The organism is Acinetobacter sp. YH12200, assembly GCF_013418175.1.
GTDB classification, from domain to species: Bacteria; Pseudomonadota; Gammaproteobacteria; order Pseudomonadales; family Moraxellaceae; genus Acinetobacter; species Acinetobacter pseudolwoffii.
Map to the genome: position 1 here is coordinate 1 of NZ_VPCO01000007.1, position 14,500 is coordinate 14,500.

11 protein-coding genes and 1 rRNA gene are annotated in these 14,500 nt (G+C 45.0%); 9 read left to right on the top strand and 3 right to left on the bottom strand.

The window, feature by feature from the left end; all coding sequences use genetic code 11:
• Positions 1-221, bottom strand: a 16S ribosomal RNA gene (locus FTU90_RS06185); the annotation flags it as partial.
• 538 nt (positions 222-759) lie between these two features.
• Between FTU90_RS06185 and FTU90_RS06190 the strand changes: the two genes are divergently transcribed.
• The 6 genes from FTU90_RS06190 to FTU90_RS06215 all read left to right on the top strand — a co-directional run bounded on the left by FTU90_RS06190 (position 760) and on the right by FTU90_RS06215 (position 5,300).
• On the top strand, positions 760-1,650 hold the full coding sequence (locus tag FTU90_RS06190; RefSeq protein WP_005095841.1) for a VacJ family lipoprotein: 891 nt from the start codon (positions 760-762) through the stop codon (positions 1,648-1,650).
• 102 nt (positions 1,651-1,752) lie between these two features.
• Complete coding sequence (gene gigA, locus FTU90_RS06195; protein ID WP_005095839.1) at positions 1,753-2,721, top strand: RsbU family protein phosphatase GigA; 969 nt, start codon at positions 1,753-1,755, stop codon at positions 2,719-2,721.
• A 112-nt stretch (positions 2,722-2,833) separates the two neighbouring features.
• Entirely contained in the window at positions 2,834-3,352 is a 519-nt protein-coding gene (gene gigB / locus FTU90_RS06200; RefSeq protein WP_004647542.1) for an anti-anti-sigma factor GigB, read from the top strand.
• A 20-nt stretch (positions 3,353-3,372) separates the two neighbouring features.
• Complete coding sequence (locus FTU90_RS06205) at positions 3,373-4,200, top strand: carbon-nitrogen hydrolase family protein (protein WP_074384078.1); 828 nt, start codon at positions 3,373-3,375, stop codon at positions 4,198-4,200.
• 105 nt (positions 4,201-4,305) lie between these two features.
• On the top strand, positions 4,306-4,731 hold the full coding sequence (locus FTU90_RS06210; protein WP_005095836.1) for an organic hydroperoxide resistance protein: 426 nt from the start codon (positions 4,306-4,308) through the stop codon (positions 4,729-4,731).
• A 176-nt stretch (positions 4,732-4,907) separates the two neighbouring features.
• Positions 4,908-5,300: a DUF4951 domain-containing protein gene (locus FTU90_RS06215; protein WP_005095834.1), complete on the top strand. Its 393-nt coding sequence runs from the start codon at positions 4,908-4,910 to the stop codon at positions 5,298-5,300.
• A 49-nt stretch (positions 5,301-5,349) separates the two neighbouring features.
• On the opposite strand, the gene gspE is transcribed toward FTU90_RS06215, so the two are convergent.
• Complete coding sequence (gspE, locus tag FTU90_RS06220; protein WP_159138729.1) at positions 5,350-6,837, bottom strand: type II secretion system ATPase GspE; 1,488 nt, start codon at positions 6,835-6,837, stop codon at positions 5,350-5,352.
• A gap of 144 nt (positions 6,838-6,981) precedes the next feature.
• Here gspE and FTU90_RS06225 point away from each other — a divergent pair, with 144 nt between their 5' ends.
• Both FTU90_RS06225 and FTU90_RS06230 read left to right on the top strand, forming a co-directional pair.
• Positions 6,982-7,761, top strand: a complete 780-nt coding sequence (locus FTU90_RS06225; protein ID WP_167381259.1) for a hypothetical protein — start codon at positions 6,982-6,984, stop codon at positions 7,759-7,761.
• Between the two features lie 9 nt (positions 7,762-7,770).
• Positions 7,771-8,694 (top strand): mechanosensitive ion channel family protein, encoded by a 924-nt coding sequence (locus tag FTU90_RS06230; RefSeq protein WP_005095828.1) that lies wholly within the window; start codon positions 7,771-7,773, stop codon positions 8,692-8,694.
• A gap of 47 nt (positions 8,695-8,741) precedes the next feature.
• Here the strand turns inward: FTU90_RS06230 and FTU90_RS06235 are convergent, their stop codons facing one another.
• Positions 8,742-11,450, bottom strand: coding sequence for a DUF2339 domain-containing protein (locus FTU90_RS06235; RefSeq protein ID WP_159138728.1), 2,709 nt, complete (start codon positions 11,448-11,450; stop codon positions 8,742-8,744).
• Positions 11,451-11,611: 161 nt separating this feature from the next.
• Here FTU90_RS06235 and polA point away from each other — a divergent pair, with 161 nt between their 5' ends.
• Positions 11,612-14,374, top strand: coding sequence for a DNA polymerase I (gene polA, locus FTU90_RS06240; RefSeq protein ID WP_159138727.1), 2,763 nt, complete (start codon positions 11,612-11,614; stop codon positions 14,372-14,374).
• The last annotated feature ends 126 nt before the right edge of the window (positions 14,375-14,500 follow it).

The window sequence follows — 14,500 nt, forward strand, 5'->3', positions numbered from 1 at the left end:
CTATTAGCGCAAGGTCCGAAGATCCCCTGCTTTCTCCCGTAGGACGTATGCGGTATTAGCATCCCTTTCGAGATGTTGTCCCCCACTAATAGGCAGATTCCTAAGCATTACTCACCCGTCCGCCGCTGAATCCAGTAGCAAGCTACTTTCATCCGCTCGACTTGCATGTGTTAAGCCTGCCGCCAGCGTTCAATCTGAGCCATGATCAAACTCTTCAGTTTAAAATCAGTAGTGCCTAAAGGACACCAATCTTGGCTCATCAATTTTCTGACAAATATTTCTCAAATAAACTTCGAGTCATTTCTACCATCAATCAATGAAAATAATTTCGATCGATCAACCAGTAAAAATCCACACAAGTTGTTCTTCATAAGCTCTTAATGATCTTCTTGCTGATTCGTCACCAGCAAGCTAGGTCGGCTATATTACACTGAATTTCTAAAGTGTCAATCCGTAATTCAAATTAATTTGAACTTAACCAACAAAACCCAATCTTAACACCTCGTGCTAAGTTACTGTTTTATCAGAAGTTTTAATCTTCATCACTGCCGATGGATGTGCATTCTACAGCATTTCAGAGCGCTTGCAACACCTTTTTCAAGAAAATTATTTTGCATGTACATTTTTTACTCTTTTTGTGTATTTTCATTCATTTTTTATACAAATTTGCTTAAATGATGTCTATTCGTGAATATAACGTTTATTATTTTTATACTAATAAGTAGTGCTCCTTACTCAGACAAGGCCTCGGGTTTCCTTATGCATCGTTCTATTTACTTATCTATATGCTTATTTTCTCTAGTATCAAGCGTACATGTTTTCGCAGAGGTCAACACGGATGTGGAAAATGAATCTTTGAAAACGCCACTCAGAACCAAAATATCGGCCAAGGCACAACAATTACAGACACAGCTAAAAGTCGATGCCAGTGCAGCACAGGCTGAAGAAGTCAAAGATCCTTTCCAACCGTTAAATAGAAAGATTTATCAGTTTAATGATGCGATTGACCGTACTGTGGTACGTCCTATAGCTGTTCAGTATGTTGAGAAAGTTCCACAGGATGTCCGCGGTAGCTACACCAATTTCCGTAATAACCTGGGGGAACCCTGGAATGTGGTCAATCAGCTGATTCAGGGTCGTCCGACCCGCGCAGCAAAATCCTTGGGACGTTTTACCATTAATACTTTAACGACCTTAGGTTTGGCTGATCCGGCACGTCGCCTTGGTTTAAGTCATGAAGACGAGAGATTTGGAACTACTTTGGGTTATTACGGTGTTGCGTCTGGTCCTTATATTATGTTGCCATTTTTAGGCCCAAGTTCAGTGCGTGGGGTGATTGGTACTGCTGTAGATAGTCAAACCCGCCCACAAAAATATCTTCTCGAAGATGAAGATGGGCTTTACTGGACCGACCAGTTCTGGCGTGCCATTGATAACCGCTCGGAAATACTGGATGTTGAAGGGGTGCTGACCGGTGATCGTTATGCCCAGATTCGGGATATTTACTTGCAACGCACCAATTACGCGATTGCTGAAAAGAAAGGTACAGAACAAGATACCCTATTCCTAGAAGATGACTTCGAAGAAGATAGTTCTGAAGATGTACCTTTTGATGAGAACAATATTGAATCTTCAGAAGAAGATCTTTAAGTTCATGCTTGATGTATGATTGCTAGTGAAATCTGTTCGCTAGCAATACCTTGCTTGTTATAGTACATCTTATAACCAACCCTGAGATCGAATCACTTTTTTATGTATTTCATTCAACCGACTCGTGATATTCCCTATTTAGATCAGGTACTTGATACGCTTCCGCATATTCAGATGATCTATCTGGATGATCATGAGCTGTATGATTCTACGATTATCGCAATTGCAGATGTACATGACTATCTGAAATATAAGTGGAATCTGCCTACCATTGTGCTGGCCTTAGAGCATGAAGGCACAGCGTTGGCTCAGGCTTGGGAGCAAGGGGCGCTGGCAGGCTGGATCTGGAATAAACTTCCTGAAAATCCTGACCTGGCGCTGCAAAAAATTGATGCGCAATATAAACGTAACCAGGATAGCCGTGATCTGCCTTCTGCGGCAGAACTACAAAAAAGATTGTTACCCAACCCGATTAAACTGACCAATTATGAGGTCGAAACTTATTTTCAGCCTTCAGCCTATCTTTCTGGAGATTGGTATGATTACTGGAAAATTAGCGACAAAGAAGTGATTTTCTATTTGGCCGATGTATCTGGACATGGCGTCACCAGTAGTTTACTCACGTCCTGGATGGCTGCTTTTCACGGTCGCTCCAAAACGCCGCGCGAGCTGATTAAAAAGCTTAACGGCATGCTAATGCAGGAAAATATTGAAAAGCACATCACCATGATTGCCGGGATTTTAAATCTGGAAACCCATGTATTAAAATGGTCCAGTGCCGGACATTATCCCCCACCGATTATATTTGAACCCAATCAAGAGCCTAAGATTTTCTCTACCAGCAGCTTCCCTTTAGGTCTGACCGAAGAGCTTGAGGTTGAAGAAAACGAATGGGTATTAAGCCCTAATGCCCGTTTTATCATCTGTTCAGATGGTGCACTGGAACCCTTTGATGGTGGATTAAATGAGCAATTTTCGCAATTATTACATCACTTGCAGAATGAGTCATTTCAGGCTCCAGAACATGTGGCCGACGATATCGCCTTTTTAAGCTTTATCCGCGTAAATTAGCAGTATATTTACAGACTTTATAAGCACTTAATTTGATTACCACTTTCAGCTACTTGAGTATCAATACACCCTATGGGATAATTTAATATCCTTCTCTGCAAATGGCATTTATATGTCAACAGGTCATGTTGAATATGCAAGTCTGAATGGAACGCATATTTTTAAGCTTATCGGCGAAGTGCGTGCCCAATCTTGTATTAGTCTAGACAAATTACTGAACAAAATTGAACAGCAGGACAACGTAGTTGGCGCTATCGTTGATCTCACCGAAACCAGTTTTATTGACAGTACCGTACTCGGTGTTTTGGCCAAGTTAGGACTGAAACTCAAGCAAGTACATAATATTCAAGCTGTTATGCTTTCTACCAATTCCGACATTACTACTTTGGCCAACAGTATGGGACTGAGCCAGGTGTTTGTGATTCTGAATTATTGTGGCGATCCGAATGTCTGCACCCGTGCGCTGATGGAAGAACATGTGACGCATCAAAATATGCTCAATACCGTTCTGGATGCGCATAAAACCTTGATGAAGCTAAATCAAAGCAACCAGAATATGTTTGAACCTTTAGTCAAACAGTTACAGAAAGAGCAAGACAATTTAGATAAAATCTCCGAGCAAAAGGTATAACGACTATATAAGAGGACCGCATGACTTTACTTTCTGTTGCACAAATGAATTCTCAAAATGAAATTGACGCCAATTTTGTGGAGATTGAGTCTTTAATTCAACAAAGTAAGGCCAATGGTGCTGAGTTAATTGTTTTCCCGGAAAATTTCGTCTGTTTCGCAGCAGGCAAACAACGCGAAACTGCTGCACAATTTGAAGTCATTCAACAACGTCTGGAACAACTTGCCCATCAATATCAAACCTGGATTGTGGCCGGGACTTTGCCCTGCCCTTATCGTCCGGATGGTTCAATCATTCAAGATGGCCGGGTGCGTACTGTCAGTCTGTGTATCAGTCCTGAACGAACCGAAGCGCGTTATGACAAAATTCATTTGTTTGATGTACAAGTCGGCGATGCTGTCGGTGGTTATCAGGAGTCCAAATTCTTTGAGCCTGGTACAGAGGTGGTCGTCGCGAAGACTCCTTTTGGCAATATCGGCTTGATGGTCTGTTATGACCTGCGCTTTCCAGAACTGGCTTTAAGCTTACGTGCTAAGGGTGCAAACCTGCTGACTGCGCCTTCTGCATTTACCTATACCACGGGTGAAATGCACTGGCAGTTATTGCTGCAAACCCGTGCCATGGATAGCCAGTGTTCGGTACTTGGCGCCGCTCAACAAGGCTGGCATGGTGAAAAACGTCAGACTTGGGGGCATGCAGCTGCCACCAATAGCCGCGGCCAACTTTTGAATATGATCCATGCTGATGGCGCACATTTGATTACGGTGGACTTTGATTTAAGTGAACAGCAAAAAATCCGTGAATCCATGCCTTTAATGCAACATCGTAAACTGCTACAACTTTCTTAAGAAACCTGCCCGGATACTTGCATAAATTAACAAAATCCCTGCTTATTCTTCAGGCAAAATCGCCGAGCATAGAAGCTCCATGAACAATAAATAGGGATTAAGCTCATGTCATTAGAAAAAGCCGTCTATACCGCACATGCCAAAGCCACAGGTGGTCGTGATGGCCGCGCCACCTCTGACGATCAGATTTTAGATGTACAATTGGCCGTGCCCAAAGAAATGGGGGGACCTGGTGGTGGAACCAACCCTGAACAGCTCTTTGCCGCAGGTTATTCGGCATGTTTCTTGGGTGCGATGAAATTTGTTGCCAATCGTGACAAACTGAATATGAGTAAAGATGCTTATATCGAGGGTGATGTAGGAATTGGTCCAATTCCGACCGGGTTTGGTATTGAGGTGACTTTAAATATCCATCTTGAAGGTATGGATCAGCAAGAAGCGCAAAAACTGGTAGATGCCGCGCATATTGTCTGTCCGTATTCAAATGCAACCCGCAATAATATTGATGTGAACTTAAACGTCATTACTTAATTTTTCGATTCAACCGCTATCCTGAAAAAATGCTTCAGGATAGCTAGAGCGCTATTATAAAATTTTAATCGCTGCATCTTCCCTTAAAGGCCAATTCTATTTTCAAAACAAAAGCAAAAATCTTAATACTTATATATAATGATTCTTATTTGCAATAATTTATTTTAAATCACCTTATGTTTAAATTATTTATTTCTAGTTCTCTCCTGTTCAGCATTGCGACTGCCTCTTTTGCAGAGCTGCAAATTTCAGAAAAAGTTCGCCCCCAAGTAAAATCTGTAGTTAATGCCGAGATTGAACGTCTGCCTATTCCTGCAACACCCAACAATATGATTCTGCCTGAATTTGGTAAAGGTATCATTGGTTGGGGTGCTGGCCCCAAAGATGCCGAAGTCCGTTTCCAGCGTGTCACCACAGCCGATGTTGAAAAAATGAAACAGGATGGGGTTACTTTAGAAATGGCGCAGGCCTGGCAGACCTTCTATGAAAATGAAACTCAGCGGAATCCGGGCAATCCGACTGCACCTTTTCGGGCCCAACTGATGAAAAAAATCGTCAGCCTCTGGTAAATATCCAGATATCCTGAGGATAAGTCATTAAAAGCAGCAGATTAAAAAATTATTCTGCTGCTTCATTGGTGACCCGTAATACTTCTTCAATGGTAGTTTTCCCTGCCAAAACTTTGCGCAGACCATCATCCCGAATCGAACCGGATTGCTGCCGTGCATAACTTTCTATTTCGTATTCGGCCGCATTGCCATGAACCAGACGGCGCATATGATCATCGACGGGCACAATTTCATAAATCGCAGTACGCCCACTAAAACCAGTATTGCCACAGCGTTCACAACCCTGTGGTTGCGGCAGTCTTAAATCCTGTGGATGTTCAATATTTTCAAACAGTTTCTTTTCAAAAGCATCTGCTTCATACCAGGTCGCGCAATGCGGACATAACGTTCTGACCAGACGCTGGGCAATTACCCCAATCAGGGAACTTGAAAGCAGGAACGGCTCAATGCCCATATCCTTCAAACGCGTGACAGCACCAATCGCGGTATTGGTATGCAGGGTCGACAACACCAGATGCCCCGTCAAGGAGGCCTGCACCGCAATTTCTGCGGTCTCCAGATCACGAATTTCACCCACCATCACCACATCAGGATCTTGGCGCAGCATGGCTTTTAAGGCACGTGCAAAGGTCATATCCACTTTGGTATTCACCTGGGTCTGACCAATACCTTCCAGTTGATATTCAATCGGATCTTCAGCGGTGAGGATGTTTTTGGAACCATCATTCAGGTCAGAAAGTGCGGCATATAAGGTGGTGGTTTTACCCGAACCGGTGGGGCCAGTGACTAAAATAATGCCGTGTGGACGATGCACCAGAGTTTTCAGTCGATCATAGTCATTATTCATCAAGCCCAAATGGGTCATATTTAAACGACCGGCCTGCTTGTCCAGCAGACGCATCACCACACGCTCACCATGAGAGGATGGCAAAGTAGATACACGGACATCGACTTCACGTCCGGCCAGACGCAAGGAAATACGACCATCTTGTGGAATGCGCTTTTCCGCAATATCCAGTTTGGCCATGACTTTAATCCGCGAGACCAAAAGCGGCGCAAGTTCACGGCGCGGCTGGACAATTTCACGGAGCTGGCCATCGACCCGTAAACGTACCGACAGTTTTTTCTCAAAAGATTCAATATGAATATCGGAAGCCCCGACCCGAATCGCTTCAGACAATAATGCATTGATCAGTCGTACAATCGGCGCATCATCTTCCTGATCCATCAGATCTTCAGCTTCAGGTACGGAATCGGCCAGACTGAGTAAATCCGGATGATCTTCCAGACCCGCAGCCACCTGTTGTGATTCGCCGCTATCTCCGGCAAAACTGGAGCTGAGTAACTGGTTAAATTCCTGTTCGCTGCACAGCTGAAAATGAGCCGGATAACCGAGCAGACGGCGCGCTTCCTGCAATGCAAGCATCGAGGTATTGTCACGACGCAGAATAAAGGCCTGATCTCCCTCATAACGCAACAGCACACCATGGCGCTTGGCGAAGCTATATGGGATTTGTAATTGTTTAAGTACTTGCATCGCGGATTATAATAATGATGAAAAAATTTAAATTGAGTGTACTCTAAGCATATGACAGCGTGAAGTATGTTTTCAAAGATTTAGCAAGAAAGGGTGCCAACATTGCCGCAAGATAAAGATGAATTAATCCCGAATACAGCGAAAATGCGCTGGTGGGGAGAACAGATTTTTGAAATAAATCAATCCAAAGCCTGGCAGTTTGGTTCCTTGCTGTTTCGTCTGACTCGAGGCATTCAGGAATGGCGACTGGAATACTATCGTCCTGTGGTGCAATATGATTATGAGCAGCAATGGCATCAGATTGATGATCCGAACTTTGCCTTTCCAGCGCCGGTGCACATTGAACGTTATATGTTCAAATCCACCCAAAATAAATTACAGTTGATGCCACGTTTAGCAAACCGTTCGGTGGTGATCAAGCCGGTTGATCCGATTTATATTCCTGCCGGACAACGTGGTACGCTTTATATCAGCACGCCCTTATGGATTGCCGGTTTTGTCGAGGGTCAGCGCGAACCAATTTTTGATCTCCCTGTGATCTTGCCAAAAGACACTTGGTTTGGGCCCAATCATCGCTCAGGTGAAATCTGCTATGCCACTGCAGTCGATGGCAGAACTGAACTGAAACAATTGCATCCACGCGCTTTTCGTGCGGTTACACCGATTGAATTTCACAATACCAGTAACCAGCAATTGCGCTTTGACCGGATGAATGTCCCGGTGCCTGCCCTGCCGTTATTTTACAGTGAAAGTACCGGGCGCTTATGGACCTCGCAAATCCGGGTCTTGCATGAAGGTTCGGACCGCCCACCGCGTATTCGGGTGGAGAACCGTACCCCGCCAAATGCCGGTGAAGTCGCCTATCTGCATCCACCGCGTGATCCGGCGGGCGCTTTATTTAATATGTTTGATTCATTTTTCTAAGGGCGTCTGATGCCAAGTTCAAATATTCCGACCGAAGTCACCAACAGCCTGAAGGGAGTATTTACCAATATCAATACCGACCGTTTAACCGAAATTTTGGTCGCGGTGGTGTTATGTTTTATTGGTTTCCTGATTGCGCGCTTTATTTCCAATACCTTTATTCGGACCATTGGTGTACGTTTTAATGCCCATCAGAAGCTGGTCTGGCGCCGCGGGATTTTCTATTTTATTTTCCTGCTGTTTGTAATGGCCAGCCTGAAAGAAGCCGGTTTTAAACTGAGTGTCTTCCTTGGCGCGGCCGGGATTCTCACCGTAGCCTTGGGTTTTGCGTCACAAACCTCGGCATCCAACCTGATCAGTGGTCTGTTCCTAATTGGTGAAGGTTCATTTGAAGTCGGTGATACTATTCAAATCACCTTGATTCGTGGGCATACCATTGAAGGTGAAGTGATTTCGATTGACCTGCTTTCAGTCAAACTCCTCACGCAGGATAATATCTATGTACGTTTGCCGAATGAACAGCTGATTCGGGCACCGGTACAGAACCTGTCAAAATTTCCGATACGGCGTATTCCGATTACGCTGGCGATCAATTTCCACGAAGATATTATTAAAGTACGAGAAGTGCTGCTGGATGTCGCCAATAAGTATCCATTAGTTTTGGCTGACCCGAAACCTGCAGTCACCGTTACCGCCTTTCGTGAATCATCCATCGAGTTGTTATTTGCGATCTGGTGCCAGCAGGAAAATTATCTGAAAGTACGCGATGAAATGCAGGAACGGATTCGTAATGGCTTTGTCGATAATCAGATTGAAATTCCAGTGCCGAAAATGGGCTTTGTCGACCATCCATTATCTCGCCCCTTAGAGAATGTTGATATTGACCAATATGCCAATGACAAGGCCCTCAAAAGAGAGCCTGATCTAAAATAACCCTTCGATTCCCTCTTCTTTTTAAAGGAGAGGCTTAGGGAGAGGATTCAATCAGTTTTCTCTGGCATCGGCGCAATATAAGCAATCAGCAGCATCACCCCACCTGCCAGCAAGAAGGAAATGACTCGCGTCAGGGTGCCAATATGCGACAGGTCAAAGAGCACCAATTTTAAGGTCACAACCACCAGAATACTGCCGCCTAAAATCCACATCGGCTTCAGGTTTTTTAAGGTTGCCGTCCACATGGTGATCCAGGCCAGTAATACCCAAAGTACAGTCAAGCTGAGTTGCACCGTCGCATTACCCCATAGCTCCATATCATTAAACGGCGTGTGTAAATACACATGTAAAGCTCTTAAAACCATATAACTGGAAAGCCATAACAGGCTCAACACCATCAAGACTGCGATCATGCCCTTATCACGGCCAACCTTAATCTGTTGCAACAGCATCCAGATAAAACTGGCAAACATGGCGATACTGATCAGGTCAAAAGGATTCAGAATCGGCAACCAGTAATACTGGAATGCTTGCTGACTAAATAACTGTGAACATACCAGCCAAGTGGCCATCAGCAATAAACAACACTTGGTTTGCCAAAGCTGCTGCCAGCCTGATTGCAGGTCCTGTCGATAGCACCACAGGCAAAACAATAAAGGTAAGATCACCATACTGAAATAAGGCATGCTCGGGATCAGACACAGACTGGCCAAAGCCAAACTGCTAAAAACGCCCAAACTCATCCATTCTTTGGATAGCTGCAAACCAGCCAGCGGTCTGAGCCACAGAATCGCTAATAGCATCGCCGAAAGGGCAAAAACCCCGCGCTCCAGACCGCTATCCCAGACAATCACCGCATTTTGACTGCGATCCAGTGTCAAAATCACTGCAATGACCAGCAAGGGTGAGATACCACTCCACTTCGGTAGCAACCAGGACCATTGCTGATTTTTGCGCAGAATCATTTCATTCAACAGCACATAGCCCAGTGTGATGATGAATAAACTCAACACATAGGCATGCTGACTCGAAAATTCATCTTCCAGCAAAGCAAAGAGCATTAAACTGGCTGCAACACTTAAACTACTTAAAAAACTGATACTCAGACTATCCAGTTGCTGCTGGTATTTTTCTTTGAGCTGACTGATCGCCACCACTACCACATAACACAGACTCAAAATCCAGAAAATCATCCGCGGTGTGGGATTGATTTCGACCAGATAATACAGGCTGCTAAATCCGGCCATCAACAATAAGCCCATACTTAAATAATGCGCCACCCGGACATTTTTCTCTAAGGCCCACAGATAAATTAGTACCCCTTCCACAGCCCAACCAACCACACTCCATTGTTCGGTCAATAAGATCGGTGGCACCAGTGCCAGAAAAATCAGCATCAGACTCAGATAACTTTGTGAAATAAGCTGAATCGTTTGTTTTTGGCGCAATAAAGTCCAACAAGTGGCAAAGACCCCTGCGAACAACAGACTTAGACCGGCTTGCCAGAGTTTTTGATCGGGCTGATTAAAGTGAATCAGATACAGAAAAATATAAGCAGTAATCGGTGCGGCAAAAATCAAGGCCAAGTCGAGTACCGGTTTTAGCTGAAAACGGGACAAATCCTGTCGTGCCAGCAACTGGCTAAAACGAAAACCCAGCCAGATAAACAGCGCACTATGCGCCAGAATCAGCGCAGTCATGGCATAACGCTCATGAGTATCACCATGAATCAGGCTATACATTCCACCGACAATCGCCGTAATTAAAAAGGCAATCTGATTGAGAATTTTCCAGGGGCGGAAGCTGCTCAGCACTGCCACCCCGACATTAATCAGCAAGTAATAACTGATCAGCTCAACAGCGGAAGCATCTCGGATTGGCAAGGTAAACGGCGCCAGATAAGCAATCAGCAAAGCCATTATGGCCAGTTCGATACTTTCCTGTTTCAGACTTAAATACAGCGTCATTGCCAAAATGATGATAAATACACATGCTGCCAGCGGTAGTGTTGGAATCACCAGATTGTAATAGGCAAAGAATAATGTCAGAAACAAACTCCCTAAACCTAATCCTTCCAGCGCCAGAGCAAAACTGCGGTTTTTAGGAATCAGCCGATAGCCCAGTCCTGTTACAAACAAACTGGCAAGCGCAACCAGACCTAATTTAGCAGCCAGACTCAGCTGCCAGTGCTCGGTGGCAAAACGCAGCAACAAAATAATCCCGATCACTAAAATACTAATGGCGACTTTTAAGACCGGATTGCCCTGAAAGATCCAGCGCTGCACTTGATCGATGAGATTAGGCGTGGACTGAGAATTTAGAGCCGGTTGAGCAGTCACAGGTGCAGCATCAGACCAGTTCGGTGGTGTCGAGGGTGGTGGATCGGCAGAATAAGATTGCGACTGTAACTGTATCAAGCGCCCTTCCAGACGTTGCAGCCATCGGAGTAAAAAGAACACCCAGGCGGTAATCCCGATGCCCATCAACCAGTCAAGCTCGGCCAGCCCACCGACAATGGCAATAATTGAAGAGACATATAAAGGAACTTTCGAATTGCGTTCCAGAGACCTCTGCTGCTGTGCAGCCAGTTGCTGTAGCGGGGCTTCTACTGCGCTGACATATTGCATCACACTGAAGAGAAAACCCACACCACACAGATAAGTCACAATCTGATAATCCAGATACCAAGCACTGATCCCAACAATTAGCAGAGTAATCAGCCAGATCATGCGTAACTCATTGCGTCCTGCAGCCATTCTTATATTTCTCTTTCCTGAATCATTCCATCATACAACAGCTTGTGCTGCTTATTTCATCTTCAGCCGATATTCGCTAAGCTGTAAACTCAGACTCGCCTCAGCGAGCGTAGTAAAAATCACGTACAATAGCGCTGTATTTTGAATAAGGAATTGATTACATGCCACCATTTGTCTTGGTCGATGGCTCTTACTTTTTATTTCGTGCCTTTCACGCACTGCCACCATTAACCACGTCAACCGGTTTACATACCAATGCAATTCGTGGTGCGATTTCTGCTATTCAAAAACTGATGCGTCGGATCCAACCGACCCATATGGCGGTGATTTTCGATACGCCAGAACCGACGTTCCGGCATGAGCTTTCACCGATTTATAAAGGTGACCGCCCGAGCATGCCGACGGAATTATCCGAACAGATTCCTTATTTGCATGCCTTGATTCGTGCGCTGGGTATTCCCCTGCATACCTTACCGGGTGCCGAAGCCGATGACATTATCGGGACATTGGCCAAACGTGCCGAAGCCCTGGGACATCAGGTGCTGATTTCGACTGGTGATAAAGATATGGCGCAATTGGTCACAGACAAAGTGACCCTGGAAGACAGCTTTAAAGAAAAGCCGCTGGATGTCGATGGCGTGTTTGAAAAGTTTGGCGTATGGCCAAATCAGATTATTGATTACCTGACCCTGATGGGCGATGCTTCTGATGGCATCATGGGCGTGCCAGGTGTCGGTGCCAAAACTGCGGCAAAACTGCTGACCGAATATGGTTCGATTGGCGGCATTTTGGAAAATGTCGACAAGATCAAAGGCAAAGTCGGTCAAAATATTAAAGAGCATGTGGATGGCATTGCACTGGACCATCAACTGGCCAGTATTGTGATCGATCTGGATCTTAACTTTGGTTATGACAATTTAAAACTGGGTGAGCCGAATGTCGAGACCTTACGTCATTTGTACACCGAGCTGGAATTTCGTAATCAGCTACAATCCTTAGATCACCCAAACAACCCGAATCATTCAAATTATAAACAGGCGGCAAGATCCATTACCGCCAAACCGGCAACTCTGCCAGACACCACAGAAGATCATGCTTCTGTGACCAGTGGCGATGATCAGCTGGGTCAAGCGACCTATCATAGCGTGTTAAGCCAGCAGGACTGGGACAAGCTGTTTGCGCGCTTAAGTAGCGAAAAACGTTTTGCCTTTGATACTGAAACCACCAGTCTGGATTATCGTATCGCGCAGATTGTCGGCTTCTCGGTCGCCTTTGATGCCAACGATGCCTACTATGTTCCTTTGGCCCATGATTATGAAGGCGCACCGGAACAGCTCAATCGTGAAGTCATCTTGGCACAGATCAAGCCGATTCTGGAAGATGACAGCGTACAGAAGATTGGTCATCATCTGAAATATGATGCGCATGTACTGGAAAACCATGGCATTCATTTGGCAGGCTGGTATTTTGATACCATGCTGGCATCGTATGTGCTGAATTCTGTGGCAACCCGTCATGGTATGGATGATGTGGCGCGTCTGTATTTGAGCCATCTGACCACGACCTATGAACAAGTTGCCGGTAAAGGAGCCAAACAGAAAACCTTTAACCAGATTCCGCTGGAAACCGCCGCACATTATGCTGCTGAAGATGCTCATGTCACTTATCGTCTTTATGAAGTTTTGGATGAAAAACTCAAAGTCCATCCTGAATTAAGTCAGCTTTTGCATCGCATTGAAATGCCGGTGGCACGTGTATTAACGAAAATGGAAGAAAATGGCATTCAGTTAGATGTGCATTTCCTTGACCAGCTCAGTGAAGAATTTGCACAAACCATTCAGAATCTGGAAAACCAGATTATTGAATTAGCAGGCCAAAGTTTTAATGTCAGCTCACCAAAACAAGTCGGTGAAATTTTGTTTGATAAGCTGGGCCTCAAAGGCGGCAAGAAAACCTCGACTGGCCAATACAGCACCAGTGAAAGTATTTTAGAAAAACTGGATCATCCGATTGCCGCATTGATTTTGGAATATCGTGGCCTGTCTAAACTGAAAAGCACCTATACTGATGGTTTATGCAAACAGGCCAATAATGACAGTGGCCGCGTACACACCAGTTATCATCAAGCACTGACTGCAACGGGTCGTCTATCTTCAACAGATCCAAATTTACAAAATATTCCCATTCGCGAAAAAATTGGCCGTCAAATTCGTAAAGCTTTTGTAGCACCGAAAGGTCGTGTGCTGCTCGCTGCCGATTATTCACAAATTGAATTACGCCTCATGGCGCATTTTTCCCAAGACGAAGCCTTGGTACATGCCTTTAATCACGGTCAGGACGTGCATCGTCGTACTGCAGCAGAAGTTTTGGGCATCGCTTTTGAAGAGGTGACAAATGATCAACGTCGCCAAGCCAAAGCCGTGAACTTTGGTCTGCTCTATGGCATGTCTGAATTCGGTCTAACCCGTCAGTTGGGCTTTACTCGTCAAGAGTCACAAGAATACATTAAACAGTATTTCCATCGTTATCCGGGGATTTATGAATATATGCAACGCACCCGTCAGGTGGCACTCGATCAAGGTTTTGTCGAAACCGTTTCTGGTCGTCGTTTATATACACCGGATATTGATGCTCGTAATATGATGGTGCGCAAAGCAGCAGAACGTGCTGCAATTAATGCTCCGCTACAGGGTTCGGCTGCAGATATCATTAAAATGGCAATGATTGAAGTCGACAAGATGTTGCCAAAAGATCAGGCCAAAATGCTGTTGCAAGTCCACGATGAACTGGTGTTTGAAGTCGATGAAGCTATTGCCGATGAATTGGCACCGAAACTGGCTGAAGTCATGCAATCGGTATTGCAGATTTCTGTACCGTTGCTGGTTGAAGTCGGTAAAGGTAAAAACTGGGATGAGGCGCATTAATGCGCCTTTAAGCCCCTTCCTCCCTATAGGAGATGAGGCATATATTCGGCAAGGGGATGCAGGTTGGTTTTAACCCCCTCTCCCCCTTGCGCAGCAATGCTTCTCATCCCAAAGGAAGAGAAAATT

Bases quoted from the DNA above. Each gene is read 5' to 3' on its own strand.
- FTU90_RS06190 (WP_005095841.1), top strand. From the start codon at position 760: ATGCATCGTTCTATTTACTTATCTATATGCTTATTTTCTCTAGTATCA.
- gigA (WP_005095839.1), top strand. From the start codon at position 1,753: ATGTATTTCATTCAACCGACTCGTGATATTCCCTATTTAGATCAGGTA.
- gigB (WP_004647542.1), top strand. From the start codon at position 2,834: ATGTCAACAGGTCATGTTGAATATGCAAGTCTGAATGGAACGCATATT.
- FTU90_RS06205 (WP_074384078.1), top strand. From the start codon at position 3,373: ATGACTTTACTTTCTGTTGCACAAATGAATTCTCAAAATGAAATTGAC.
- FTU90_RS06210 (WP_005095836.1), top strand. From the start codon at position 4,306: ATGTCATTAGAAAAAGCCGTCTATACCGCACATGCCAAAGCCACAGGT.
- FTU90_RS06215 (WP_005095834.1), top strand. From the start codon at position 4,908: ATGTTTAAATTATTTATTTCTAGTTCTCTCCTGTTCAGCATTGCGACT.
- gspE (WP_159138729.1), bottom strand. From the start codon at position 6,837: ATGCAAGTACTTAAACAATTACAAATCCCATATAGCTTCGCCAAGCGC.
- FTU90_RS06225 (WP_167381259.1), top strand. From the start codon at position 6,982: ATGCGCTGGTGGGGAGAACAGATTTTTGAAATAAATCAATCCAAAGCC.
- FTU90_RS06230 (WP_005095828.1), top strand. From the start codon at position 7,771: ATGCCAAGTTCAAATATTCCGACCGAAGTCACCAACAGCCTGAAGGGA.
- FTU90_RS06235 (WP_159138728.1), bottom strand. From the start codon at position 11,450: ATGGCTGCAGGACGCAATGAGTTACGCATGATCTGGCTGATTACTCTG.
- polA (WP_159138727.1), top strand. From the start codon at position 11,612: ATGCCACCATTTGTCTTGGTCGATGGCTCTTACTTTTTATTTCGTGCC.